This window comes from Streptomyces sp. NPDC054047, from assembly GCF_055585065.1.
This window is the reverse complement of sequence record NZ_JBVJKV010000001.1, coordinates 1,266,941-1,289,346: the sequence shown is the minus strand read 5'-3', so window position 1 is coordinate 1,289,346 and position 22,406 is coordinate 1,266,941. Positions and strand designations below refer to the sequence as shown.

Genomic DNA, 22,406 nt, shown 5'->3' with positions numbered 1-22,406 from the left:
GCGGGGCGCGAGTCGGGCCGGGGCACGAACGTGACCGGGGCGCGGTTGTGACCGGGCCAGAAGTGGGACCGAGGCACACATGTGACCGGGTTGCGGGTGTGGCCGGGGCACGAGTCGGGCCGGGGCGCGGAAGTGACCGGGTTGCGGGTGTGGCCGGGGCAGCAATTGGGCTGGGGCACAGATGTGACCGGGTTGCGGGTGTGGCCGGGGCGCGAGTCGGGCCGGGGCACGAACGTGACCGGGGCGCGGTTGTGACCGGGCCAGAAGTGGGACCGAGGCACACATGTGACCGGGTTGCGGATGAGACCGGGGCACGAGTCGGGCCGGGGCACGAACGTGACCGGGGCGCGGGTGTGGCCGGGGTGTGGATCGGGTCGGGATGTGACCGGGGTGGGGATGAGACCGAGGTACGTATGAGGCGGAGGCAAGGATGAGTGCGACAGCGGCTTCACGGTCACAGACCCCCCAGCCCGAGGACCCGAAGGCCGTCGGCGCCCCGGAGCCGGTCGCCCGCCCGCCGCGCCTGATCCAGAGCGAGGCGACCACCGAGATCCCCATCCACCTCCTCTTCCGCGACGACCCCGCCGAACCAGGGGTGTCCCTTGCGCCCGCCGTCGTGCGGCGCAGGCAAGGGACGGGCGAGCAGCCGCGCACCGCCCGGCGCCCCGCGCCGCCGGTGGCCGCCCGCCCCCTGCCCGTGGTCGACCCGGCCCTCGGCGAGCGGCCCGCCCGGGTGCTGCCCGGTGCGGTCGGGGTGCTCGGCGGGGCCGTGGGCGTCGCCGGGTGTGCGGCCGCGCTGGGATGGGCCGGGGTGCTGCCCGAGTCGGTGGCGCTGGCGGCCGGGCTGCCCTGGGCGGACGGGTACGGCGGCTACGACGCGTACGCCGGGCTCGGCCTCGCGCAGTGGGCCTCGCTCGCCGCCTCGGGTGCGCTCGCCCTGTTCGGGTTCGGGGGGCTGGCCCGGGGCCGGGTCGGCACGGCGTGGGTGCTCACCCTCTTCGGGCGCTACCGCGGCAGCGTCCGCCGCACCGGACTGATGTGGGTCAACCCGCTCCTCCTGCGCCGCCGCGTCGACGTACGCCTGCGGCACTGGCGCAGCGAGCCGATGCCCGCGGTGGACCGGGGCGGGGTCGCGCTGCGGGTCGTCGTCCTCGTCGTGTGGCGGGTCAAGGACGCGGCGCGCGCGACGCTCGGCGTCGCCGACCACCAGGAGTATCTGCGCGAGTGCGTCGAGGCGGCGACCGCCCGCGTCCTGTCCCGGCTGCCCGCCGACGCCTTCCACGACGACACCCCGACCCTGCGCGACGCCGACGCCGTCGGTGACGCGCTGACCCGGATGCTCGCGGTGGAGGCCGAGCCGGTCGGCATCGAGATCTTCTCCGCCCAGCCGACCCGCATCGAGTACGCCCCCGAGATCGCCGACACCATGCGCCTGCGCCGCGTCGCCGCCCTGGACGCACGGCACCGCGACAGCGTGCTCACCTCGGTGGTGGACTCCGTCGAGGACACGGTGACCCGGCTGACCACCCGCGGCCTGGTCGAGCTCGACGACTACGAGCGCAAGGCCTTGGTCAAGGACCTGACGGTGGCGTTCTATACGGGGCATGGAGACCGATGACAGCGCCCGAACCGACCGTGCCCCCAGCCTCGCGGACCTCGCCCGGGACGCCTGGAGCCTGACCGCCGTCCGGCCCCGCACCCTCCTGGGGATCGCGGGGCCGCCCGGCGCGGGGAAGTCGACGTTCGCGCGGGCGCTGGTGGAGGCGGTCGGCGAGGGCGCCGCGTATCTGCCGCTCGACGGTTTCCACCTCTCGAACGACCAGCTGGAGCGCCTCGCCCTCACCGCCCGCAAGGGTTCGGAGCCGAGTTTCGACGTCCGGGGATACGTCGCGCTCCTCACCCGGGTCCTCGACGACACCGGGCACGACATCTACGTACCCGATTACGACCGCACTCTCCACGAGCCGGTTTCCGCCCGGCACCGGGTCCCGCCGAGCGCCCGTCTCGTCGTCACCGAGGGGAACTATCTCGCCTGCGATCTGCCCGGCTGGCGCGACGCACGGCGGCTGATGGGGGAGTGCTGGTACGTGCGGGCACCTGCGGAGGTACGTCAACTGCGCCTGATCGAAAGGCAGTTGGCGGGCGGCCGGACGGCCGACGGGGCGGCGGCGTGGGTGGCGACGAACGACGGCCCCAACGGTGACCTCGTGGAGAAGTCGCGCGAACGCTGCGATCGGATCGTCTCCACTATTGGTATGGACATGTTCAACTACCGCCCATAATCTGGGCTTGGTCTAGACCGCAGTACCCACTGCACCCACTGCACCCGCAGTGCCGCAGCGCGCGCACGGCTCACGGAACCCCCACGTTTCCCCCTGGAGCGGCAGCATGCGAAACAAGAAGATGTACGCGGCCATGCTCGGCGCCACCACGTTCGGGGCCCTCGCGCTCTCGTCCGGTGGCGCGAGCAGCCACGGCTACACCGACCTGCCGGCCAGCCGCCAGATCAACTGTGCCAACGGCACGGTGAGCGGCTGCGGTTCCATCCAGTACGAACCGCAGAGCGTCGAGGGCCCCAAGGGCTTCCCGGCGTCCGGTCCGGCCGACGGCAAGATCTGCTCGGCGGGCGTCGGCGGCTTCGACTCGCTCAACCAGCCGAAGGCGCCGGGCGGCGGCGCCTGGCCGACGACCAGCGTCAGCGCAGGTCAGAACTACACCTTCCGCTGGCAGTTCACGGCACGGCACCGCACCACCGACTTCAAGTACTACATAACCAAGCAGGGTTGGGACGAGAGCAAGCCGGTCACCCGGGCCGCCCTCGACACGACCCCGTTCCTCAACGTCCCCTACAACGGCCAGCAGCCGCCCGCCACGCTCTCGCACTCCGGGGCGATCCCCGGCGGCAGGAGCGGACATCACGTGATCGTCGCGGTGTGGACCGTCCACGACACGGCGAACGCGTTCTACGCCTGCTCCGACGTCAAGTTCTGAGCAGGGCTTGAGGCTCCACGGCGCTCCCCACGGGTAGGTTCTGCGCACGCCGTCCACGATGAGGACGGTGTGCGCGGAACGGCATCGATCACCGGGGGACAGTTGTGGAGTTCATGTTTGTCGTGGTGCCCGTGGCCATCGGCGCGGTGGCGATCGTGATGGCGGTCAAGGTGGTCAGGCGCTCCCTGGAGCTGCGGCAGGCGTGGTCGAGCGGCCTGACGGCCGAGGGGCGCTGCCTGCGTACGTACACCACGACCAGCAGTCGCAGCGACAGCGGCCACACCACGACCACGCTGCACCACGTCTACGAGTTCACGCCATCCGCGGGGCGCCCCCTCAGGTTCGAGGAGGAGAACGGCCCCGCGACGACCGTCGAGGGCGACTTCGTCACCGTGCACTACGCGGCCGACCGCCCCGAGAAGGCGACGGCGCACGAGCCGAGCCCCTTCAAGAACGCGGCGGGCACGGTCGCCACCCTCTGCTTCCTCGGCGTCGTGCTCGCCTTCTGCGTCTTCTTCATGGTGTCGGCGAACGACCTGTTCGGGTCAGAGCTCCCGTAGACACCCTCCCCATCTGACGGCCCATCAATTATGGTGCGCGGCCATGAAGTCCACCGGGAGCACCGTCGCGGAACTCGTGCGGGCGCGCTGGGGCGACCACCGCCCCGGACTGCGCTTCGAGCACCAGGAGCTGACCCACCACCAGGTCGCAGCGGGCGCGGCGGCGCGGGCGGCGCTCCTCGCCGACCTGCTGCCGAGAGGTGCCGAGCCGCACGTCGGCGTGCTGCTCGACAACACCCCCGAGTACCCGCTGTGGCTGAGCGCGGCGGCGCTCGCGGGGGCGGCCGTGGCGGGCATCAACCCCACGCGCAGGGGCGCGGAGCTGGCCCGCGACATCGTGCACACCGACTGCGCGGTCCTGATCACGGAACGGGCCCATCTCCCGCTCCTGGACGGCCTGCAACTCCCGGGCCTGCGCATCCTGGTGACCGACACGCAGGCGTACGCGGAACTCCTGGCGCCCTACGCGCAGGCTCACCCGGAGATATCGCGATCGGCGACGCCGACGAGCCGCATGCTGCTCTACTTCACCTCCGGCTCGACGGGGGCGCCCAAGGCCGCGATCTGCAGCCAGGGCCGCCTGGCGGCGGCGGGACAGTCGCTGGTCGGCCACTTCGGCCTCGGCCCGGAGGGCGTCCACTACATCTGCATGCCCATGTTCCACGGCAACGCGGTGATCGCGGACTGGGCGCCCGCGCTGGCGGCCGGGGCGGGGGTGGCGCTGCGGCGCCGCTTCTCCGCCTCGGCGTTCCTGGACGACGTACGGGCGCACGGGGCCACGTACTTCACGTACGTGGGAAGGGCGGTGCAGTACGTCCTGGCTACGCCGGAGAAGGCCGACGACACGGACAACCCCCTCCACCTGGGCTTCGGCACCGAGGCCGGGGCGGTGGACGCGGCGCGCTTCGAGAAGCGGTTCGGGGTGCGCCTGGTCGAGGGGTACGGCTCCTCGGAGGGCGGGGCGGCGATCCAGCGGGCGCCGGGGACGCCGGCCGGGGCGATCGGGCGGGCGGCGCCGGGGGACGAGCTGGCGGTGGTGGACCCCGTGACGCGGGAGGAGTGCCCGCCCGCCGTCTTCACGGAGGACGGCCGGCTCCTGAACGGGAAGTCGGCGATAGGGGAGTTGGTGAACAAGGGCCGGACGCCCTTCGAGGGGTACTGGCGCAACGCGGAGGCGGACGCGGCGCGGCTGCGGGACGGCTGGTACTGGACGGGGGATCTCTTCTACCGGGACGGGGAGGGGTTCCTCTACTTCGCGGGGCGTACGGACGACCGGCTCCGCGTGGACAGCGAGAACCTGGCGGCGGCGATGATCGAGAACATTCTGGCGCGGTGGGAGGGGGCGGTGGCGGTCGCGGTGTACGCGGTGCCGGACCCCGTGGCGGGGGATCAGGTGATGGCGGCGGTGGCGCCCCGGGCGGGGGTGGCTTTCGACCCCTTGTCCTTCGCGGAATTCCTGCTGTCCCAGCCGGACTTGGGCACGAAGATGGCGCCGCGGTTCGTGCGGGTGGTGGAGAGGATGCCGGTGACGGCGACGAACAAGGTGGCGAGGGCGGTTTTGCGGGGGGAGGGGTTTCGCTGCGGGGATCCTGTGTGGTGGCGGCCTGCCCCCGGGGCGGGGGCGTATCACCGTCTGACGCCGGACGTGGAGACTGCCCTGCTGGACCAGTACCGGGCCCAGTCCCGTGAGGGGCTGCTGCCGCCGGCGCCGGTGCCGTCTCCCGGGCCTCTCCCGCCCACCCGCCCGTAACTCCGCATCCGCCCCTTGCCGAACGGGCCTCTCCCGCCCACCCGCCCGTAACTCCGCATCCGACCCTGGCCGAACGAGCCTCTCCCGCCCACCCGCCCGATTGCCCCGCAGCGACCAGTGATTCGTCGCAGTCGGGAGCGCTCGGGAGGGGACGTGGCGGTATGTCCGCCCGGAGCACGGTTCGCGGCGCTCCGGGGCCGAAGTACCCAGGCGGCCACCGGACGATAGCGAGGACGGACATACCGGCGCGGCACCGCACCCACCCCGCCCCCGCATACCGTGGCCCCCATGGTCAGGGAAAGCGTCTGGGTGGGGGTTCGGCGGCGGGGGTATCTGGGGTCCAGTGCGCCCTGGAGGGGCGTCGGGTATCTCCTCGGGGGTGTGCTGCTGGGGATTCTCCTGCTTCTCTGTGGGCTTGTTGCCGTTACCGTCAGTGCCGCCCTCGCCCTCCTCCTCGTAGGGCTGCCCCTCCTCGCCCTGCTTCCCCTCGCCGGAATCCCCGTCGCCGCCCTCGAACGGCGTCGGCTCGCCCTCGTCGATCCATCCGGTGCTCCCAGTCCCCACCGCACCCCCGAAGCTCCCGGCATCCCCGCCTGGCTCACGCTTCGGTTCACGGAGCAGGCCACCTGGCGCGAGTTCGCGTACGCCGTGCTGCTCGCGCTCGTCCTGTGGCCGCTCGATCTCCTGGTGCTCATCTGCACCCTCGGCGGCCCCGCCGTCCTCATCGCCGCCCCTGCCCAACTCGCCCTCGACGGAGGTGAGATACGCGCCGCCAAGCTTTGGCTCGTCAGTGGCTATCCGCACGCCTTCGCCCTCGCACTCCTTGGCCTCGCCCTCCTCGCCCCGCTCCTCTATCCCCTCGGCGCCTACGCCACCGCCCGAGCCGCCCTCGCCCGCCTCCTCCTCGCCCCGCGCGAGGCCGAAGCGGCCACCCAACTGGCAGAAGTGACCCGCTCCCGGGCCCGCCTGGTCGACGCCTTCGAGGCCGAGCGGCGCCGCATCGAGCGCGATCTGCACGACGGGGCCCAGCAGCGCCTCGTCGCCCTCACCATGGCCCTGGGCCTCGCCCGGCTCGACGCCACCCCCGGCAGCCCCCTCGCCGGCCGGCTCGCCACGGCCCACGACGAGGCGGGGAACGTCCTCACGGAGCTGCGCGAACTCATCCGCGGCATCCACCCCCAGGTCCTCGCCGACTACGGCCTCGCCGCCGCCATCGAGGACGCCGCCGAACGGTCCCCCGTTCCCGTCGACACCGACCTCGACGGCCTGCCGCGCCTCCCCGAACCCGTCGAGTCCGCCGGGTACTTCACCACCCGGGAAGCCCTCACCAACATCGCCCGCCACAGCGAAGCACCCCGCGCCCGCATCAAGGCCCGACATCAGCACGGAACCCTCCGCATCGAGGTGTGGGACGAAGGCAAGGGCGGCGCCGACCCCTCCCGGGGCAGCGGGCTGACCGGGCTCGCGGACCGGATCGCCGTGCTCGATGGCACACTGACGGTCACCAGCCCGCCCGGCGGGCCGACCGTACTGTCCGTGGAGATCCCGTGCCGAGCCCAGCACTCCCCAGCACTCACCGCCGACTGAGCATCGTCGTGGCCGAGGACAGCGTGCTGCTCCGCGAAGGTCTCATCGGGCTGCTGACCCGCTTCGGGCACGACGTACCGGCCGCGCTCGGTGACGCGGAAGGGCTCCGCGCCGCCGTCGACGCGCACGACCCCGACCTCGTCCTCACCGACGTACGCATGCCGCCCACCTTCCAGGACGAAGGCCTGCGCGCCGCCCTCGCCCTGCGCGCCGAACGGCCCGAGCTGCCGGTCCTCGTGCTCAGTCAGTACGTGCAGCGTTCGTACGCCGCCGAGCTCCTGGACACCGGCGACGGCACCGGCGTCGGCTATCTGCTCAAGGACCGCGTGGGCCAGGTCGAGCAGTTCGCCGACGCGGTGACGCGGGTCGCGGACGGCGGCACGGTCGTGGACCCGGAGGTCGTACGGCAGTTGCTCAGGCGCCGCCGCGACCCCCTCGCCCAGCTCACGCCGCGCGAGCGCGAGGTCCTCGGCCTGGTGGCCGAGGGCAGGTCGAACGGCGCGATCGCCGCCGAACTCGTCGTCAGCGAGGCCGCGGTGGGCAAGCACATCGGCAACATCCTGGGGAAACTCGACCTGCCGCCCGCCGACGGCACCCACCGCAGGGTCCTCGCGGTCCTCGCGTACCTGCGGGCCTGAGCCCGGAAAGCCCGGCAAGCCCCGGAAAGCCCCCGGAAGGCCCCCGGATGGCCCCGGAAAGCAAAGCGTGCAGTGGCCATCGGTCTGGTCGATTACGATCCTGAACCATGAGCACGTCAGACCAGACACGGGCAGGCCTCACGCCGCGCCAGGCCCGGCGCATACGGATCGCCGCGGCCTCGGTGCTGATGGCCGCGGCGGCCGCAGTGCTCGCCGTACGCCTGGCGAGCCGGTCGTCCGTCCTGGTCGTGGGGGTGTACGGGCTGCTGCTCGTCCTCTGCGGCCTGGTGATCGAACTCAGCAGGCGCGGACGGACCCGGCTCGGCAGCTACCTTCTGGCCGTCGGCCTGGTGGCCGCCCTGGTCATGGACTGGGTGGTGCTTGCCTGACCGGTACGGGGTCGTCGGACGGCTCCTCGCGCAGCCCGTACCGCTCGTGCATCCTCCGCAGGCGCGGCGGCGCCCACCAGGCACGGCGGCCCAGCAGCGTCATCGTCGCCGGGACGAGGAACATCCGGACCACGGTCGCGTCGATGAGCACCGCGAGCGTCAGACCGAGCCCGATCTGCAGGATCGGTGAGAAGCCGCCGGTCATGAAGCCGCCGAAGACGATCGCGAGCAGCAGCGCCGCACAGCTGACCACGCGGCCCGAGCGGCGCAGCCCCTCGACGACGGCGGCACGGTGGTCGCCGGTCTCCAGCCACGTCTCCCGCATCCGGGACAGGATGAACAGCTCGTAGTCCATGGCCAGTCCGAACGCGATCGCGATGATCAGCGGCGGCGCGGTCAGGCTCAGCGCCCCGAGCCCTTCACCGCCGAGCAGCCCCGCGAGATGCCCGTCCTGGAACACCCACACCACGACGCCGAGCGCGGCGCCCAGGCTGAGCAGGGTGGTGGCGAGCGTACGCAGCGGGAGCAGCAGCGAGCCGGTGAAGGCGAAGAGCAGGCCGAACAGGGCGACGAGCACGGTCAGTACGGCCCAGGGCGCCCGCTCGGCGAGCATCGAGCGGAAGTCGACGAGACTCGCCGCGTTGCCGGTGACGCGGACGGGTTCGTCGCCGCGGAGGTCGCGCACCTGCTCCACGAGCCGGGTGGCGGTGGGACCGTCGACGGAGCCGGTCGGGGTCAGTTCGAGCAGGATCGTGCCGTCGGAGAGCCGCTCGCCGTCGGCCGCCCTGATCCCGGGCAGGGCACGGATCTTGTCCTCGCAGTCGGGTTCGGCGCCGGGCCCGATGAGCACCTGGACGGGGTCGGTGTCCGTCCCCGCCGGATAGTGCTCGCGCACGGTGTCGTACAGCTGCCGGGCCTCGGTGTCGTGCGGGAGCTGCCGCGCGTCCCCGATGTTGATCCGCATCCCGAAGGCGGGCAGCGCGAGCAGGGTGAGGACGGCGACGACGGTGGTCGTCACGGCCAAGGGGCGCCGGGCGGAGAAGAGGGCGAGGCGCGCGAAGAAGGCTCCGGGCTCAGGGGTCTGGTCTGACTTCGCACGCCACCAAGTCAGCTTGCTCGTACGGGACTTCGACCCGGCCGGTGCGATCTTGCCGCCGAACAGGGCGAGCAGCGCGGGCAGCAGCGTCAGCGCCGCCAGCATGTCGACGACGACCACCGCACCGGCCGCGAGGCCCATGCTGCGCAGGAACGGGCTGGGGAACCAGACGAGCCCCGACAGGCTGATGGCCACCGTCAGACCGGAGAAGAGGACGGTGCGCCCGGCGCGGGCGACGGTCGCGTGCACGGCCCGCGCCACGTCGTCCGTCTTCCCCCGTTCCTCGCGGAAGCGGATCACCATCAGGAGCGCGTAGTCGACGGCGAGGCCGAGGCCGAGCATGGTGACGATCTGGACGGCGTAGACGGAGATCTCGGTGAACTGGCTGAACCCGTACAGGGTCAGGAAGGCGCCGGCCACGCCGCTCACGGTGACCAGGAGGGGCAGTCCGGCGGCCCGCAGCCCGCCGAAGATGAGCAGGAGCACGACCAGCACGGCGGGCAAGGTGATCAACTCGGCCTGCGCGACGTCCTCCTGGGCCCTGCCGCCCATCTGCTCGCCGAGCAGCGGCCCGCCGCTCACCGCCACCTCGGCGGCGCTGATCTCCCGGAGGCGGTCGGCGGCGTCGCCGACGGCCTCTTCCTCGGCGTCGTCGTCCAGGCCGCCCTTGAGGACGACGGGGATGAGCAGGGCCTTGCCGTCCTGGGCGACCAGGCCCCGGGTGGTGTACGGATCGGGCACCTCGGCGATGCCCGGCTGCTTCCGTACGTCGGCGACGGCGTCGCCCACCTGCGCGCGGAGCTGCGGGGTCTCGACGGCGGACGCCGACACGACGGCGTTGAAGTCCTCGCCCTCCGGGGTGAGTTCGGCGAGGCGCTCCTCCGTGACGACCGACTCGCTGCCGGGGACGTCCTCGACCGACGAGGTCAGGTCGCCGAAGACCCGGGTGCCGAAGCCGAGGCCGAGGACGAGGAGAAGGAGCCAGATGAGGACGACGGTTCGTGGGCGTCGGGTCGCTGTGCGGGCGAGGGCGGCCAGCATGGCTCTGCCTCCTCCATGGACGGGGTCCGGGTCGCCCCTCAGCGTCGCCCCGTGCCCGTGTGCGGCGGATCGCCGTGGCGGGCGGTCTTGCCGTCTCCCCCGTGCGGGGTAGGTCTCCGTCGGGCGGGGGAGGGCCGGGGAAGGCAGGGGAGGGCCGGGGAGGTCACGGGAGAAGCGGCGGCAGTTCGACGGCGGGGGGCCTAGCTCCCCGGGATCACGAGCCCCGTCTCGTACGCGCAGATCACCGCCTGCACCCGGTCCCGCAGCGCCAGCTTCGACAGGACGTTGCTGACGTGGGTCTTCACCGTGTGCTCGCTGACCACGAACGACGCCGCGATCTCCGCGTTGGAGAGCCCCCGGGCGAGCAGCCGCAGCGTCTCCTCCTCGCGGGCGGTGAGGACCGCGAGGCGTTCGGACGGCGACACGGCGGGTGCGCCGGCCTCCGTGCGGCGGCGCCGGACCACGTCGGCCACCAGCCGCCGGGTCACCGAGGGCGCGAGCAGGGAGTCCCCGGCGGCCACGACCCGGACCGCGTGCACCAGGTCGTCCCTGCGGACGTCCTTGAGCAGGAAGCCGCTCGCCCCCGCGTACAGCGCCTCGTACACGTACTCGTCCAGGTCGAAGGTGGTCAGCATGACGACCCGGCAGCTGGACTGCGCGCACACCTGGCGGGCCGCCTCGATGCCGTCCATGCCCGGCATGCGGATGTCCAGGAGGATGACGTCCGGGGCGTGCCGGCGCACCGCCGCCACCGCCTCCGCGCCGTCACCCGCCTCCGCCACCACCTCGATGTCGGGCTGCGCCTCAAGGATCATGGAGAAGCCGCTGCGCACCAGCTCCTGATCGTCGGCGACCGCCACCCGGATGCTCATCCCCCAAGGATGCCGTGGGCAGCCGTACGGCGACACGGAATCCACCATCGGGACCGTTCCCGGCCTCGGCGGTGCCACCGCAGGCGGCGGCGCGTTCATGGATGCCGACGAGTCCGTGCCCCACGCCTTCGTCGGCGGAGAACCCGGCTCCGTCGTCCTGGACCTTGAGCGTCAACTCAGCTGCGGACCACCCAAGTTGGACGGTCGCCTCCGTCGCTCCCGCGTGCTTGACGCAGTTGGTCAGGGCCTCCTGGACGATGCGGTACGCGGCCACCTCGACGTCGGGCGGCAGCGGGCGGGGCTCGCCCGTCTCGCTCAACTCCACGCGCAGGCCCGCCCGTTCGACCAGCGCGGTCAGCTCCGGGAGCGCCGCGAGTGTCGGCTGCGGGACGCGTCCGCCGTCCCCCGGGGCCGACGACTCCCTCAGTACGCCGAGGATTCGCCGCAACTGCACCATCGCGTCGCGCCCCGCGCCCGCGATCGCGTCGAACGCCCCCACCGCACGGTCCGGGTCGCTGCGGACGACCACGGGCCCCGCCTCCGCCTGGACCACCATCAGGCTCACCGCGTGGGCCAGGATGTCGTGCATGTCGCGGGCGATCCTGGAGCGCTCCTGGCTGACCGCCCGCGCGGTCTCGGTGGCGCGCTCCCGCTCCAGGCGCCGGGCCCGGTCCTCCAGGGCGGCGGTGTACGCGCGCTGCACGCGGGCGAAGGCCCCCAGGGCGTACGCACTGATGAGGCTGAGCAGATGGAAGGGGTATTCGTACGGCTCGGCGTGCTCCTTGAAGGTCATGGTCACGGCGGCGCCCGTCAGCCAGCCGACGAGCATGAAGCGCCGTTTCAGCGGCGTGCTCAGGGCGGCCACGGTGTAGAGGGCGACCATGCCGCCGAAGCAGACGTCGGGCGGCGGCCGGTGGTAGAGCGCCATGGCGGGCGTGAAGACGGCGATCAGGGCGGCGCAGGCGAAGGGCGCGCGTCGGCGCCAGATCAGCGGCACCGCGGTCCCGGCACCGAGGGCGAACCCGGCCGCGCTCAGCTCGTCGCCCCCTTCGTCGGGGAAGAGGAACTGGAGCGAGACGGCGAAGAGCACCACGGCGGCGAGCGCGGTGTCCACCGCGTAGGGGTGGGCGGTGCGCAGTCGGGACAGCGCGAGGAAGGGACGTTGCATCGGGCGGCTCCTCGGGGCAGGAGGCCGTGCCAGTATCGCGGCGGCCCCGCGACGCTGTCCTCACCGGTGCGGGGGATATGTGCGGGGCGGTCCGGGGCCGGGCGCCGTCCGTGAGGTGTCAGGACTCCAGGTAGCGCAGCACCGCGAGCACCCGGCGGCTGTAGCCGGTGGTGTGCGAGAGATCCAGCTTGTCGAAGATCATGTTGAGGTTCTTCTCGACCGAGCTCAGCGAGATGTGCAGCTTCTGCGCGATGGCCGCGTTCGTGTGGCCCTGCGCAAGCACCTCGATGACGCTGCGCTCGCGGGGGGTGAGGCGGGAGAGGGGGTCGGTGTGCGTGGTGCGGATGACCAACTGCCGTACGACCTCGGGGTCGATGGCGGCGCCGCCCGCGTGGATGCGCTCCAGCGAGTCGAGGAACTCGTCGACCTGCGCGACGCGGTCCTTGAGGAGGTAGCCGACCCGCTCGACGTTCGAAGTGAACAGCTGGGCCGCGTAGTTGCGCTCCACGTGCTGGGAGAGCACGAGCACGCCGACGCCGGGCCAGCGCTTGCGGATCTCCACCGCGGCGCGCAGCCCCTCGTCGGTGTGGGTCGGCGGCATCCGGATGTCGGTGACCACGATGTCCGGCGTCTGCGTCTCCATCTCACGCAGCAGCGAGACGGCGTCACCCACCCCGGCGAGCACCTCGTGGCCTTCCTCGGTGAGCAGCCGGATCAGCCCTTCTCGCAGCAGGGTCGAGTCCTCGGCGAGAATTACGCGCACGGCAGCTCCGCGGTGATGGTGGTGGGGCCCCCGACGGGGCTGTGGACGTTCAGGCTGCCGTCGAGCGCGGCCACCCGGCTGTGCAGTCCGGTCAGACCGCTGCCCGCCGGATCGGCGCCGCCGACACCGCTGTCGCGGACCAGGATGGCGAGGGACGTGTCGTACGCCTTGACGCTGACGAAGATGTCCTCGGCCGACGAGTGCTTGGCCGCGTTGGTCACGGCCTCGGACACGACGAAGTAGGCGGCCGTCTCCAGGGACGGCGCCAGCGGCTCGGGAACGTCGTACTCCATCCGTATCGGGATGCTGCACCGCTCGGAGACCCCGCCGATGGCCTCCTGAAGACCGAGGTTGTCGAGCGCCGACGGATAGACCCGCCAGGCCACTTCGCGCAGTTCGGTGAGGACTTCCCTCGACTCCTTGTGCGCCTGCTCCAGGAGGGCGTCCGCCTGCTCCGGAGTCTTGCTGCGGCGGGCCCGCCCGAGCAGCATGGCCAGCGCCACGAGCCGCTGCTGGACGCCGTCGTGCAGATCGCGTTCGACGCGCCGCCGCTCCGTGTCCACCGCGTGCACCACCGCGGCGCGGCTGGCGGCCAGTTCGTCGATGCGCCGCTCCAGGAGCTCGCGCTCCGAGGGCCCGAAGCACTCGCGGGCCAGGCGGGCGTCCAGGGCGGCCAGTGAGTGGAGACCCTGTACGTCGAGGAAGAGCAGGACGCCGCCGAGCACCACCTGGGGCAGCAGCTCCTGCCAGGTCATCGTGGACCGGGCGACGCCCGCGGCGAGCAGCCCGGCCAGGACGACGCCGAAGACGAGCAGTCCGACCACGACGCCGCACAGCAGTCCGGTGTACGTGCGGGCCGCGAGGTAGCGCAGCACCTGCTGGTCGGAGGCGTGGTGCTCGGGGAACCTGTCGTGGAAGAAGACCGAGCGCCTCGAACGTTCGAGGGCGGCGAGCCTGCGGGCCCCCGCGGCGAGCAGGGCGTAGGCCCTGCCGCGGGTGCGCGGCCACAGCAGGAAGGCGCCGAGCAGGGCGCCGGCCAGGATGAAGTACAGCAGGCCGAGCAGGGCGGTGAAGCAGCTGAGCAGGACGCCTGCGGCTCTGAGGAGGCGCGCCGTCGGCTTCACCGCCAGGTCCCCCGTCACGCCTGCCGACACTAATGCCGCCGCACCGCCGGGGCAAGATCGCTCAGCAGGGGCGGGAAGGGGACGGGGGTTCGTCGCGTTGCCTGTCATCGCCGCGGGTCAGGACGTACGGCGGTGCTGGGGCTGCGCCTGCGGCCGCTTCTTGGACCGGACGCGCATGACCACGTAGACGGCGATGGCGACGACGACCAGGACGAGGACGGCCTTGGAGAGGAAACCGACGTAGGTCTCCACGGCGTCCCACTGGTCGCCCAGCCAGTAACCCGCCATCACCAGGACCGAGTTCCAGACCAGGCTGCCCACGGTGGTCAGGGTCAGGAAGATCGGCAGCGGCATGCGCTCCACACCGGCCGGGACCGAGATGAGGCTGCGGAAGATCGGCACCATGCGGCCCAGGAGGACCGCCTTCGTGCCGTGCTTGGCGAACCACTGCTCGGTGCGCTCCAGGTCGGAACCCTTGACCAGCGGCAGCTTGGCCCAGATGGCATGCATGCGCTCACGGCCGAACAGCACGCCGATCCAGTACAGGACGGCGGCGCCGACCACCGAGCCGAGTGTCGTCCAGAACAGCGCGGACGCCAGGCTGATCACGCCCTGTCCGGCGGCGAAGCCGGTCAGCGGCAGGATCACCTCGCTGGGCAGCGGCGGGAAGAGGTTCTCCAGGGCGATGGCGAGACCGGCGCCCGGACCGCCCATCGTGTCCACGAGGTCGGCCGCCCAGCCCGCGATGCCGCCCGCGGGTTCCTGGGGGAGGGCGAGAGTCACGAGATCCATGCGGTTTCTCCAGGCTGGCGGGACGGCGGCTGCGGCACAGCCACCGGGATTCATCAGCAACGCTAGGAACCGTGGATCAGCGGCGGTATGCGGATTGCCGTCGAGCAGGGTGGGGTTTTCCGCAGGGTCGCGGGACGGTCGGGGCAACGCGAAAGGGCTTCTCGGAAAACCGAGAAGCCCCAGGTCAGCGACCTAATCGCTAGTGCGCCGCCAGGGACTCGAACCCCGGACCCGCTGATTAAGAGTCAGCTGCTCTAACCAACTGAGCTAGCGGCGCGTGCTGACTCGAAAATAATACCCGGTCCTGGAGGGTGCTCCGAACCGCCCGCGTTCCCCCGCTGCTCGCCCCGGGGACCCGCCCCTAGATCGCCAGCGAGAGCAGCACCGGCGCCGCCCCGCGATTGAGCGTCTGGGCCGCTTCGCGCAGCCGGTGCGCGTGCTCCACCGGCAGGGAGAGCGCGAGGCAGCCGACCGAGGAGCCCGCGGTGATCGGGACGGCCGCGCAGACCGTGCCGACCGCGTACTCCTGGAGGTCGAGGACCGGGACCGTGGCGGGCTGGGCGGCGAGGCGGTTCAGGAGGACCTTCTCGTTCGTGATCGTCCGCGAGGTGAGGCGGGCCATCTTGTGGCGGGAGAGGTGGTCCCTGCGGCCGTCCAGGTCGAGCTGGGTCAGCAGGCTCTTGCCGACCGCGCTGGCGTGCGCGGAGGAGCGGAAGTCCACCCACTCGTTGACCTTCGGGGTGCAGGGGCCGTCCGCGCAGTCGGTGATCTTGATTTCGCCGTCTTCGTACCGGCTGATGTAGACGGCCGCGCCGATCGAGTCGCGCAGCCCGTCGAGCGTCACCTGGAGCTTGTCCCGCAGTGCCTGGTCGCGGCGCTGGGCCGAGCCGAGCCGGGTGAGGGACTCACCGGTCACGTACGCACCGTCGGCGATCTGCTCGACGTACGCCTCGCGGCGCAGCATGCGAAGGAGGGTGGCCAGCTGGGGGGCGGGAAGTTTGGTCTGCCGGGCCAGCTCGGCGTCGGTCACGCCGGCTTCGTGCCTGGCGACGATCTCGAGCACCCGCAGGGCGCTCTGTACCGAGTGCTGCGGCGTGGTCGGCTCGTGCTTCAGCGCCACGGCTTCCCCCTGCGTGGAACGGTTCCGGACAGCTGGGCTCCGTCCCACGATAGCCGCCAAGGGGTCACTATGGAGCGGCTGTTGACCAGATTGGTGGCGCGCTCCGGCTCCGTCAGCAGGAACGCGCCACCCTGGCATATGCCAGCGTCATCACCCAAGGCCATGGCCTGGTTGATTTCGCCACGCGGTCACAGGACCGCGCTGAGGAACTCCCGGGTCCGCTCGTGCTCCGGCTCGGTGAAGATCTTCTCCGGTGTCCCGGCCTCGATGACCCGCCCCGAGTCGAACATCAGGACCTGGTCCGAGATGTCACGCGCGAAGTTCATCTCGTGGGTCACACAGAGCATCGTGATGTCCGTGGTGTGCGCGATGTCCCGCAGGACGTCGAGGACACCGGCCACCAGCTCGGGGTCGAGCGCGGACGTGACCTCGTCCAGGAGCAGCACCTGCGGGCGCATCGCCAGGGCGCGCGCGATGGCGACGCGCTGCTGCTGGCCGCCGGAGAGCTGGTTGGGGTACTTGTCGATGTGCTCGGTGAGCCCGACCAGTTCCAGCAGCCCGCGGGCGCGCTCCTCGGCCTCGTCCTTGGACAGGCCGAGGACGGTGACCGGGGCTTCCGTGATGTTGCGCAGGACCTTCATGTTCGGGAAGAGGTTGAACTGCTGGAAGACCATCCCGATGTTCTTGCGGACCTCGCGGATGTACTTCTCGTTCGCCGGCACGAGCTTGCCGTTCTTCTCCTCGTGCGTGAGGTAGCGCCCGCCGACCTTGATCGTGCCCTCCTCGGGCTTCATCAGGGTCATGAGCAGCCGCAGGATCGTGGTCTTGCCGGATCCCGACGGGCCGATCAGCGTGACGTGTTTGCCCGAGTCCACCGAGAAGTCGAGCTCGTCCAGGACGGTGTTCGACCCGAACCTCTTGGTGACCTTGTCGAAGCGGATCAGCTCGCTGCCGTCCACCGCCGGATTGGTCGTTTCCTTGGGGGTGCTTTCAGACGACAAGACGACGCTCCAGAGCTCGGAGGAGGAGGGAGGACGGGTAGGCGATGACGATGAAGGCGATGCCGACGACGGTCAGGGCCTCGGTGTACTGGAAGGTCTGCGCCGCCTCGAGGCGCGAGCGCTGCAGCAGCTCCAGTACCCCGATGCTGGCCAGCAGCGGGGTGTCCTTCAACATCGCGATGACGTAGTTGCCGAGCGCGGGAATCACGCGGCGGATGGCCTGCGGCAGGATCACCGCGGTCCACGTGTGGCGGTAGGGCAGGCTCAGCGCCGTGGCCGCCTCCCACTGTCCGACGGGTACGGCCTCGATGCCCGCGCGATAGACCTGCGCGGTGTACGTCGAGTAGTGCAGGCCGATCGCGATGATGCCGGTGGTGAGGGCGGAGAACTGGACGCCCCACTCCGGCAGCACGAAGAACAGGAAGAACAACTGCACGAGCAGCGGGGTGTTGCGGATGAACTCGGTGATGATGCCGACCGGCCACCGCACGAAGCGGCTGGGCGCGCGGAACGCGAGCGCCCACACCAGGCCGACCGAGAACGAGATCAGCGAGCCGAGGGCCAGGATCTGCAGGGTGGTGAGGACGCCGTCCCAGAAGTGCGGCATGAAGTCGGCGACCGCACCCCAGTCCCACTTGTCAGTACCGTTGTTCACGCGCCACCGCCCCCTGAGCTCTTCGGAACCTGTGAAGTCGCCAGCTGCTGGCGGAAGTTGAGCTTGCCCATCAGGCCGCCGCGCGGCTCGGGCTGCTGGCCGATGCCGGCCTTGGTCTTACGCTCCAGGGAACGCATTCCGCGCGTCAGCAGGAACGCGAGCACGAAGTAGATCACCAGGGAGATCGTGTAGATCTCGGCGCTCTCGGTGGTCGCCAGGCGCACCAGGTACGCGGCGAACGACACGTCGCCGATGCCGAGCAGCGAGACCAGGGCGGTGCCCTTGAGGAGCTCCACCAGCAGGTTCGAGAACGGCGGGATCATCTCCGGGATGGCCTGCGGCAGCAGGATCAGACGCATCCGCTGCCACGGACTGAAGCTCAACGCGACCCCCGCCTCGCGCTGTGCCGGAGCCACCGAGTTGAGCGCGCCGCGCACGATCTCGGCGCCGTACGCACCGTAGGAGAGCCCGAGGGCGAGCACGGCCGCCCACATCGGGACCAGCGCCCAGCCCACCAGCTGCGGCAGGACGAAGAAGATCCAGAACATCAGCACCAGCGAAGAGGTGCCGCGGAAGACCTCGGTGTAGAAACCGGCCAGGAAGCGCACGGTGCGCAGCCGGTGGGTGCGGGCGATGCCGATGCCGAAGGCGACGACGGCGGCCAGGGCCGCGCTGTAGATCGTCAGCTGGATGGTGATCCAGATACCGGGCAGAACCCAGTGTTCCCACAGTCCCGCTGTCATTTGCACAGCTCCTTAGCGGTGAGCGTGGTCATCTCGTCCTTGGTGAAGCCGAACGGCTTCAGGATCCGGAAGAGCTCGCCGCTCTTCTTCATCTTGTGGATCTCCACGTTGAAGGCGTCGCGCAGTTCCGTGTCGGTGGGCCGGAAGGTGAAGCCGCCGCCGTCGATCTGCTTCTCGCCGTCGACGATGGGCGCGAAGGCCTCGGTCGCCTCAGCTTTCGTGCTCTTGCGGACCACTCCGCGGCCGGTCAGCGCGGTGCCGGCGAAGAAGTCGATGCGGCCGGCCTCGACGGCGTTCATGCCCGCGACCGGGTCCTGGAAGATGGAGATCTCGTCCCGCTTGTAGCCCGCGGCGATCCCGTAGTCGATCTCAGCGTAGGCGGGGCCCGTGCCCATCTTCGCCTTGATCTTGAAGGCGTCCTGGTAGTTGTAGATCTTCTTCGGGTTGCCCTTGCGGACGATGAAGGAGTCCAGCATCTGGTACTCGGGGTCGGAGAAGATGACCTGCTGACAGCGCTCCTTGTTGATGTACATCCCCGCCGAGACCACATCGAACTGCTGCGTGGTCAGGCCGGGAATGAGTGAACCGAACTCGGTCGCCACGGGCTGGACGCTGTCGACCCCCAGGCGCTTGAAGATCACTTTCGCGAGCTCCACCGCCTCGCCGGTGAACGCCCCGTCCTCGTCGATGTACCCGTACGGCGCCTCTCCCGCGATCCCGAGCCGCACCGTCCCCTGCGACTTCAGGCGCGCCAGCGTGTCCCCGGTGGGCACCTTGCTGCAGCCCGCCGCGCCGAGCGCGCCCACCGCACCTACCGCGGCCGCGCCGAACAGGAGTGATCGTCGGCGGATCCCGATGTTCCGGGGCGCCGCACCGGGCCCCGTGCCCGGGGCACGGGGGCTCTCTGTCTCATTGCTCTCTGGGTCGTTCCAAAGTGGTGGAGCCATGGGCGCGCGGCTACCCGACTCGACGCGAGATATGCGGGCCAATTTCAGCCCCTGATGCAATCGTTGTGGTCTTGACCCAGGGAGGAGCATGGGACACATGGCAGACCGATTCATCGAAGTCTCCCTCGCCAAGCGGGGAGTTCAGTGCACGGCAAAGCTGCTCGACGACCGGGCCCCGGTGACCTGCGCGGCGGTGTGGGAGGCGCTTCCGCTCAGCGAGGACGTCTATCACGCGAAGTACGCCCGCAATGAGATCTACGCCCTCTTTCCGGCTTTCGCGGACCGCGAGCCGCCCCTGGAGAATCCGACAGTCACCCCCATCCCCGGCGACCTCTGCTATTTCTCCTTCAACGGGACACAGCTGGGCACGCAGGCCTATGGGTACGAACCGGCCGCGGACGTCAAGGCGGGTGCCACGGTCGTGGACCTCGCCCTCTTCTACGAGCGCAACAACCTGCTGCTCAACGGAGACGTCGGCTGGGTCCCCGGCATCGTCTGGGGCCAAGTGGTCGAAGGCCTCGACCAGATGGCCGAGGCCTGCAACGACCTGTGGCGCGCGGGCGCGCAGGGCGAGACGCTGAATTTCCGCAGAGCGTAGGCCCCGCCTGCGCACCCGTCCGCGGGTTCAGCCGATGGAGGGCGGCGCGATCCTCGCGCCGCCCGCTTCGTACAGCGCGTGCGCGGCCCGCAGGACGGATGCGTCGGCGTGTCGCGCCGCCACGATCTGCACGCCGATGGGCAGCCCGTCCCGGTCCACCCCGCAGGGGACGGTCGCGGCCGGCTGCTGCGTCATGTTGAAGGGGTAGGTGAACGGAGTCCATCCCGTCCACCGCCGATGGCCGGAACCTTTCGGTACCTCGGCTCCCGCCTCGAACGCGGTGATCGGCAACGTCGGAGTGATCAGAAGGTCGTACGTCTGGTGAAAGCGGCCCATGCGACGGCCGAGCTCCATGCGTACGTCAACTGCGGCAAGGTAGTCGAGCGCGCTGGCCCGGGCGCCCTGCGCACAGATCTCCCGCAGCCCCGGGTCGAGCAACTCACGGCGGTCCGGCGGCAGGTGCTGGATCACCCGCGCCGCGCCGCTGAACCACAGCGTGTGGAAGGCCTCCACCGGGTCCGTGAAGTCGGGGTCCGCCTCCTCGACGTACGCACCCTGCGCCGCGAGGGACTCCACGGCCCGGCGCACGGCCGCGGCGACCGCGGGCCGCACCGCGACCTGACCGCCGAGCGAGGGGGAGTACGCGATGCGCAGTCCGCGTACGCCGCCTTCGATACCCGCGCGGAAGCTGCCCTCTGCCGGACCCAGCTGCGACCAGTCGCGCCAGTCCGGGCCGCTGATGACGTCCATCAGGAGCGCCGCGTCCGCCGCGTCCCGCGTCATGGGGCCGACGTGCGCCAGCGTGCCGAACGCGGACGCGGGATACAGCGGCACGCGTCCGTACGTCGGCTTCAGCGCGAAGATCCCGCAGAAGGAGCCCGGGATGCGCACCGAACCGCCGCCGTCCGTGCCGAGCGACACCGGCGCCGCGCCGAGCGCCACGGCGGCCGCGCTGCCGCCGCTGGAACCGCCCGCGGTGCGCGAAGGGTCGTACGGATTGCGCGTGATCCCGCTCTGCGGGCTGTCGGTGACGCCCTTCCAGCCGAACTCGGGCGTCGTCGTCTTGCCGATGAACACCGCGCCGTGCTCGCGAAGCCGCGCCACCGACGGCGCGTCCTCCTCCCAACTCCCTTGCTCGCGAACGGTTTTGGAGCCCCGCAGGGTCGGCCCGCCGCGCTGCAGCAGGATGTCCTTGACCGAGACGGGCACCCCGTCCACCAGACCCCGCGGCTCACCCCGCCGCCAGCGCTCCGCACTCGCCTCCGCTTCCGCGAGGGCGTCCTCGGCGTCGAGGCGCACGAAGGCGTTCACCGCGGGCTGTACTTCCTCGGCCCTGCGCAGGGCCGCCCGTGTCGCGTCGACGGGACTGAATTCGCCCTTGCGATAGGCGTCGACGAGTTGTACCGCGGTGAGATCCGTGAGCTCGGTCATGCACGCTCCTCAAGGGGGAGGGAAGTGGCTCGGGGAATGATCAATTCCCGGGTACATACCCGCGTTTCTTGTCGACCACGTTCGAGAGGGGCCGCCCGGCCGCCCACTCCTCGTACAACTCGACGAACTGTGCGCCCAGTTCATCGCGCCAGCCGACCGTGTCGCCGCTCATGTGCGGGGACACCAGGAGCCCCGGCGCCGTCCACAGCGGGCTGTCCGCGGGCAGTGGCTCGTGCTCGAAGACGTCGAGCGCCGCGCCCGCGATCCACCGCTTCGACAGGGCGGCCGCGAGAGCGTCCTCCACGACGAGCGCGCCGCGCCCGATGTTGATGAAGCGCGCGGAGGGCTGCATCATCCCGAACCGCCGCTCGTCGAACATCCCGCGCGTGTCGTCCGTCAGCGGCGCCGCGCACACCACCCAGTCGGCGCGCGCCATGAGCCGGTCGAGCTCGTCGGGGCCGTGGACGCCGGCCCGCGCGCTGCGGCCCACCAGGGCGGTGATGATCCCGAGCCCCTTCAGCATGCGCACGATGGCGTGTCCGATGGGGCCCGAACCCACGACACACGCGCGCGTACGGGCGACTCGCTGGGTCTCGCGGTGCTGCCAGGTGCGCTCGCCCTGGAGCTGGAGGGTGCGTGGCAGGTCCTTGGCCATGGCCAGGACGAGGGCGGCCACGTACTCGGCGATGGGCTGGTCGAAGACGCCGCGGGCGTTGGTGACCAGCGTGTCGGAGCGGGCCAGCTCGGGGCACATCAGGCGGTCCACGCCCGCGCTCGCGGTGTGCACCCAGCGGGGCCTCGGCCCCTCGCCGGGCCAGGCCAGACGCACCGCGTCCGAGAGGAAGTCCCAGACCAGGAGCACATCGGCGTGGGGGAGTTGGGCCGCCAGGGTGTCCGCGTCCGCGTGCAGGATCCGGGCGCGCCCGGTGAGGCTGCCGAGGCGGGGCGGCGGGGCGGGGGAGGGGGCGTCAAGGACCAGAACGGTTGTTTCAGACATCGGACCAGACATCGGATCAGACATTGATTCGGACATCGAGGAGAAACCGTTTCGCAATGAGAGTCCGCTTCCCTGAGATTTGTGTCGGCCAGAGCCGTCTGAGATGCGCGGATTGACCACGCTCGCACCTGAAACTACCTTCG

Annotated in this window: 22 protein-coding genes and 1 tRNA gene; 9 read left to right on the top strand and 14 right to left on the bottom strand. The window is 71.2% G+C overall.

All coding sequences use genetic code 11. The features are described 5' to 3' along the window. Nucleotides 1-430: 430 nt before the first annotated feature. From ACZ6ZP_RS05790 to ACZ6ZP_RS05755, 8 genes are all read left to right on the top strand, one after another. Nucleotides 431-1,618, top strand: coding sequence for an SPFH domain-containing protein (locus tag ACZ6ZP_RS05790; RefSeq protein ID WP_351164707.1), 1,188 nt, complete (start codon nucleotides 431-433; stop codon nucleotides 1,616-1,618). After that, entirely contained in the window at nucleotides 1,605-2,282 is a 678-nt protein-coding gene (locus ACZ6ZP_RS05785) for a nucleoside/nucleotide kinase family protein (protein WP_469405652.1), read from the top strand. The genes ACZ6ZP_RS05790 and ACZ6ZP_RS05785 overlap by 14 nt, the downstream gene beginning before the upstream one ends. Nucleotides 2,283-2,388: 106 nt before the next feature. Then, on the top strand, nucleotides 2,389-2,991 hold the full coding sequence (locus ACZ6ZP_RS05780; RefSeq protein WP_351164705.1) for a lytic polysaccharide monooxygenase auxiliary activity family 9 protein: 603 nt from the start codon (nucleotides 2,389-2,391) through the stop codon (nucleotides 2,989-2,991). A 113-nt stretch (nucleotides 2,992-3,104) separates the two neighbouring features. Continuing rightward, entirely contained in the window at nucleotides 3,105-3,551 is a 447-nt protein-coding gene (locus tag ACZ6ZP_RS05775) for a DUF3592 domain-containing protein (protein WP_361470652.1), read from the top strand. Between the two features lie 43 nt (nucleotides 3,552-3,594). Beyond that, nucleotides 3,595-5,301, top strand: a complete 1,707-nt coding sequence (locus tag ACZ6ZP_RS05770) for an AMP-binding protein (RefSeq protein WP_383822473.1) — start codon at nucleotides 3,595-3,597, stop codon at nucleotides 5,299-5,301. Between the two features lie 288 nt (nucleotides 5,302-5,589). Next, a complete protein-coding gene (locus tag ACZ6ZP_RS05765) occupies nucleotides 5,590-6,888 on the top strand; it encodes a sensor histidine kinase (protein ID WP_469405650.1) in 1,299 nt (432 codons plus the stop codon). Then, the gene (locus ACZ6ZP_RS05760; RefSeq protein WP_469405649.1) at nucleotides 6,849-7,526 is read left to right on the top strand and encodes a response regulator; all 678 of its coding nucleotides are present in this window, start codon (nucleotides 6,849-6,851) and stop codon (nucleotides 7,524-7,526) included. The genes ACZ6ZP_RS05765 and ACZ6ZP_RS05760 overlap by 40 nt, the downstream gene beginning before the upstream one ends. A 107-nt stretch (nucleotides 7,527-7,633) precedes the next feature. After that, nucleotides 7,634-7,915: a hypothetical protein gene (locus ACZ6ZP_RS05755; RefSeq protein WP_351164700.1), complete on the top strand. Its 282-nt coding sequence runs from the start codon at nucleotides 7,634-7,636 to the stop codon at nucleotides 7,913-7,915. Here ACZ6ZP_RS05755 and ACZ6ZP_RS05750 read toward each other — a convergent pair. The 12 genes from ACZ6ZP_RS05750 to ehuB form a co-directional block, all read right to left on the bottom strand. Beyond that, a complete protein-coding gene (locus tag ACZ6ZP_RS05750; protein ID WP_469405647.1) occupies nucleotides 7,890-10,052 on the bottom strand; it encodes an MMPL family transporter in 2,163 nt (720 codons plus the stop codon). The genes ACZ6ZP_RS05755 and ACZ6ZP_RS05750 overlap by 26 nt on opposite strands. A 200-nt stretch (nucleotides 10,053-10,252) precedes the next feature. Continuing rightward, entirely contained in the window at nucleotides 10,253-10,924 is a 672-nt protein-coding gene (locus tag ACZ6ZP_RS05745) for a response regulator transcription factor (protein ID WP_351164697.1), read from the bottom strand. Further along, nucleotides 10,857-12,092 carry a sensor histidine kinase gene (locus tag ACZ6ZP_RS05740; protein ID WP_361470641.1) on the bottom strand — a complete coding sequence of 412 codons (1,236 nt, stop codon included), beginning with the start codon at nucleotides 12,090-12,092 and terminating at the stop codon, nucleotides 10,857-10,859. The genes ACZ6ZP_RS05745 and ACZ6ZP_RS05740 overlap by 68 nt, the downstream gene beginning before the upstream one ends. Before the next feature lie 118 nt (nucleotides 12,093-12,210). After that, complete coding sequence (locus ACZ6ZP_RS05735; RefSeq protein WP_361470638.1) at nucleotides 12,211-12,855, bottom strand: response regulator transcription factor; 645 nt, start codon at nucleotides 12,853-12,855, stop codon at nucleotides 12,211-12,213. Next, entirely contained in the window at nucleotides 12,846-13,997 is a 1,152-nt protein-coding gene (locus ACZ6ZP_RS05730) for a sensor histidine kinase (RefSeq protein ID WP_351164694.1), read from the bottom strand. The genes ACZ6ZP_RS05735 and ACZ6ZP_RS05730 overlap by 10 nt, the downstream gene beginning before the upstream one ends. A gap of 99 nt (nucleotides 13,998-14,096) precedes the next feature. After that, complete coding sequence (locus ACZ6ZP_RS05725) at nucleotides 14,097-14,771, bottom strand: DedA family protein (protein ID WP_351164693.1); 675 nt, start codon at nucleotides 14,769-14,771, stop codon at nucleotides 14,097-14,099. A gap of 203 nt (nucleotides 14,772-14,974) precedes the next feature. After that, nucleotides 14,975-15,048, bottom strand: a tRNA-Lys gene (locus tag ACZ6ZP_RS05720). An 84-nt stretch (nucleotides 15,049-15,132) separates the two neighbouring features. Beyond that, nucleotides 15,133-15,891 carry an IclR family transcriptional regulator gene (locus tag ACZ6ZP_RS05715; RefSeq protein ID WP_351164691.1) on the bottom strand — a complete coding sequence of 253 codons (759 nt, stop codon included), beginning with the start codon at nucleotides 15,889-15,891 and terminating at the stop codon, nucleotides 15,133-15,135. A 188-nt stretch (nucleotides 15,892-16,079) separates the two neighbouring features. After that, on the bottom strand, nucleotides 16,080-16,892 hold the full coding sequence (gene ehuA / locus ACZ6ZP_RS05710; protein ID WP_469405646.1) for an ectoine/hydroxyectoine ABC transporter ATP-binding protein EhuA: 813 nt from the start codon (nucleotides 16,890-16,892) through the stop codon (nucleotides 16,080-16,082). After that, nucleotides 16,882-17,499: an ectoine/hydroxyectoine ABC transporter permease subunit EhuD gene (gene ehuD / locus ACZ6ZP_RS05705; RefSeq protein WP_351164811.1), complete on the bottom strand. Its 618-nt coding sequence runs from the start codon at nucleotides 17,497-17,499 to the stop codon at nucleotides 16,882-16,884. Before ehuD ends, ehuA begins: the two co-directional genes overlap by 11 nt. A 44-nt stretch (nucleotides 17,500-17,543) precedes the next feature. Continuing rightward, a complete protein-coding gene (gene ehuC, locus ACZ6ZP_RS05700) occupies nucleotides 17,544-18,290 on the bottom strand; it encodes an ectoine/hydroxyectoine ABC transporter permease subunit EhuC (protein WP_351164687.1) in 747 nt (248 codons plus the stop codon). Further along, a complete protein-coding gene (gene ehuB / locus ACZ6ZP_RS05695) occupies nucleotides 18,287-19,141 on the bottom strand; it encodes an ectoine/hydroxyectoine ABC transporter substrate-binding protein EhuB (protein WP_361470669.1) in 855 nt (284 codons plus the stop codon). Before ehuB ends, ehuC begins: the two co-directional genes overlap by 4 nt. Nucleotides 19,142-19,334: 193 nt before the next feature. On the opposite strand from ehuB, the gene ACZ6ZP_RS05690 reads away from it, so the two are divergent. Then, nucleotides 19,335-19,835: a DUF3830 family protein gene (locus ACZ6ZP_RS05690; protein ID WP_351164686.1), complete on the top strand. Its 501-nt coding sequence runs from the start codon at nucleotides 19,335-19,337 to the stop codon at nucleotides 19,833-19,835. Between the two features lie 27 nt (nucleotides 19,836-19,862). On the opposite strand, the gene ACZ6ZP_RS05685 is transcribed toward ACZ6ZP_RS05690, so the two are convergent. Beyond that, nucleotides 19,863-21,266, bottom strand: coding sequence for an amidase (locus tag ACZ6ZP_RS05685; RefSeq protein WP_351164685.1), 1,404 nt, complete (start codon nucleotides 21,264-21,266; stop codon nucleotides 19,863-19,865). Between the two features lie 40 nt (nucleotides 21,267-21,306). Then, nucleotides 21,307-22,263, bottom strand: coding sequence for a D-2-hydroxyacid dehydrogenase (locus ACZ6ZP_RS05680; RefSeq protein ID WP_351164684.1), 957 nt, complete (start codon nucleotides 22,261-22,263; stop codon nucleotides 21,307-21,309). Nucleotides 22,264-22,406 lie beyond the last annotated feature (143 nt).

Excerpts from the sequence above, each read along its gene's own strand:
- ACZ6ZP_RS05790 (WP_351164707.1), top strand. The coding sequence starts at position 431 with ATGAGTGCGACAGCGGCTTCACGGTCACAGACCCCCCAGCCCGAGGAC.
- ACZ6ZP_RS05785 (WP_469405652.1), top strand. The coding sequence starts at position 1,605 with ATGGAGACCGATGACAGCGCCCGAACCGACCGTGCCCCCAGCCTCGCG.
- ACZ6ZP_RS05780 (WP_351164705.1), top strand. The coding sequence starts at position 2,389 with ATGCGAAACAAGAAGATGTACGCGGCCATGCTCGGCGCCACCACGTTC.
- ACZ6ZP_RS05775 (WP_361470652.1), top strand. The coding sequence starts at position 3,105 with ATGTTTGTCGTGGTGCCCGTGGCCATCGGCGCGGTGGCGATCGTGATG.
- ACZ6ZP_RS05770 (WP_383822473.1), top strand. The coding sequence starts at position 3,595 with ATGAAGTCCACCGGGAGCACCGTCGCGGAACTCGTGCGGGCGCGCTGG.
- ACZ6ZP_RS05765 (WP_469405650.1), top strand. The coding sequence starts at position 5,590 with ATGGTCAGGGAAAGCGTCTGGGTGGGGGTTCGGCGGCGGGGGTATCTG.
- ACZ6ZP_RS05755 (WP_351164700.1), top strand. The coding sequence starts at position 7,634 with ATGAGCACGTCAGACCAGACACGGGCAGGCCTCACGCCGCGCCAGGCC.
- ACZ6ZP_RS05750 (WP_469405647.1), bottom strand. The coding sequence starts at position 10,052 with ATGCTGGCCGCCCTCGCCCGCACAGCGACCCGACGCCCACGAACCGTC.
- ACZ6ZP_RS05745 (WP_351164697.1), bottom strand. The coding sequence starts at position 10,924 with ATGAGCATCCGGGTGGCGGTCGCCGACGATCAGGAGCTGGTGCGCAGC.
- ACZ6ZP_RS05740 (WP_361470641.1), bottom strand. The coding sequence starts at position 12,092 with ATGCAACGTCCCTTCCTCGCGCTGTCCCGACTGCGCACCGCCCACCCC.
- ACZ6ZP_RS05725 (WP_351164693.1), bottom strand. The coding sequence starts at position 14,771 with ATGGATCTCGTGACTCTCGCCCTCCCCCAGGAACCCGCGGGCGGCATC.
- ehuD (WP_351164811.1), bottom strand. The coding sequence starts at position 17,499 with ATGCCGCACTTCTGGGACGGCGTCCTCACCACCCTGCAGATCCTGGCC.
- ehuC (WP_351164687.1), bottom strand. The coding sequence starts at position 18,290 with ATGACAGCGGGACTGTGGGAACACTGGGTTCTGCCCGGTATCTGGATC.
- ACZ6ZP_RS05690 (WP_351164686.1), top strand. The coding sequence starts at position 19,335 with ATGGCAGACCGATTCATCGAAGTCTCCCTCGCCAAGCGGGGAGTTCAG.
- ACZ6ZP_RS05685 (WP_351164685.1), bottom strand. The coding sequence starts at position 21,266 with ATGACCGAGCTCACGGATCTCACCGCGGTACAACTCGTCGACGCCTAT.
- ACZ6ZP_RS05680 (WP_351164684.1), bottom strand. The coding sequence starts at position 22,263 with ATGTCTGAAACAACCGTTCTGGTCCTTGACGCCCCCTCCCCCGCCCCG.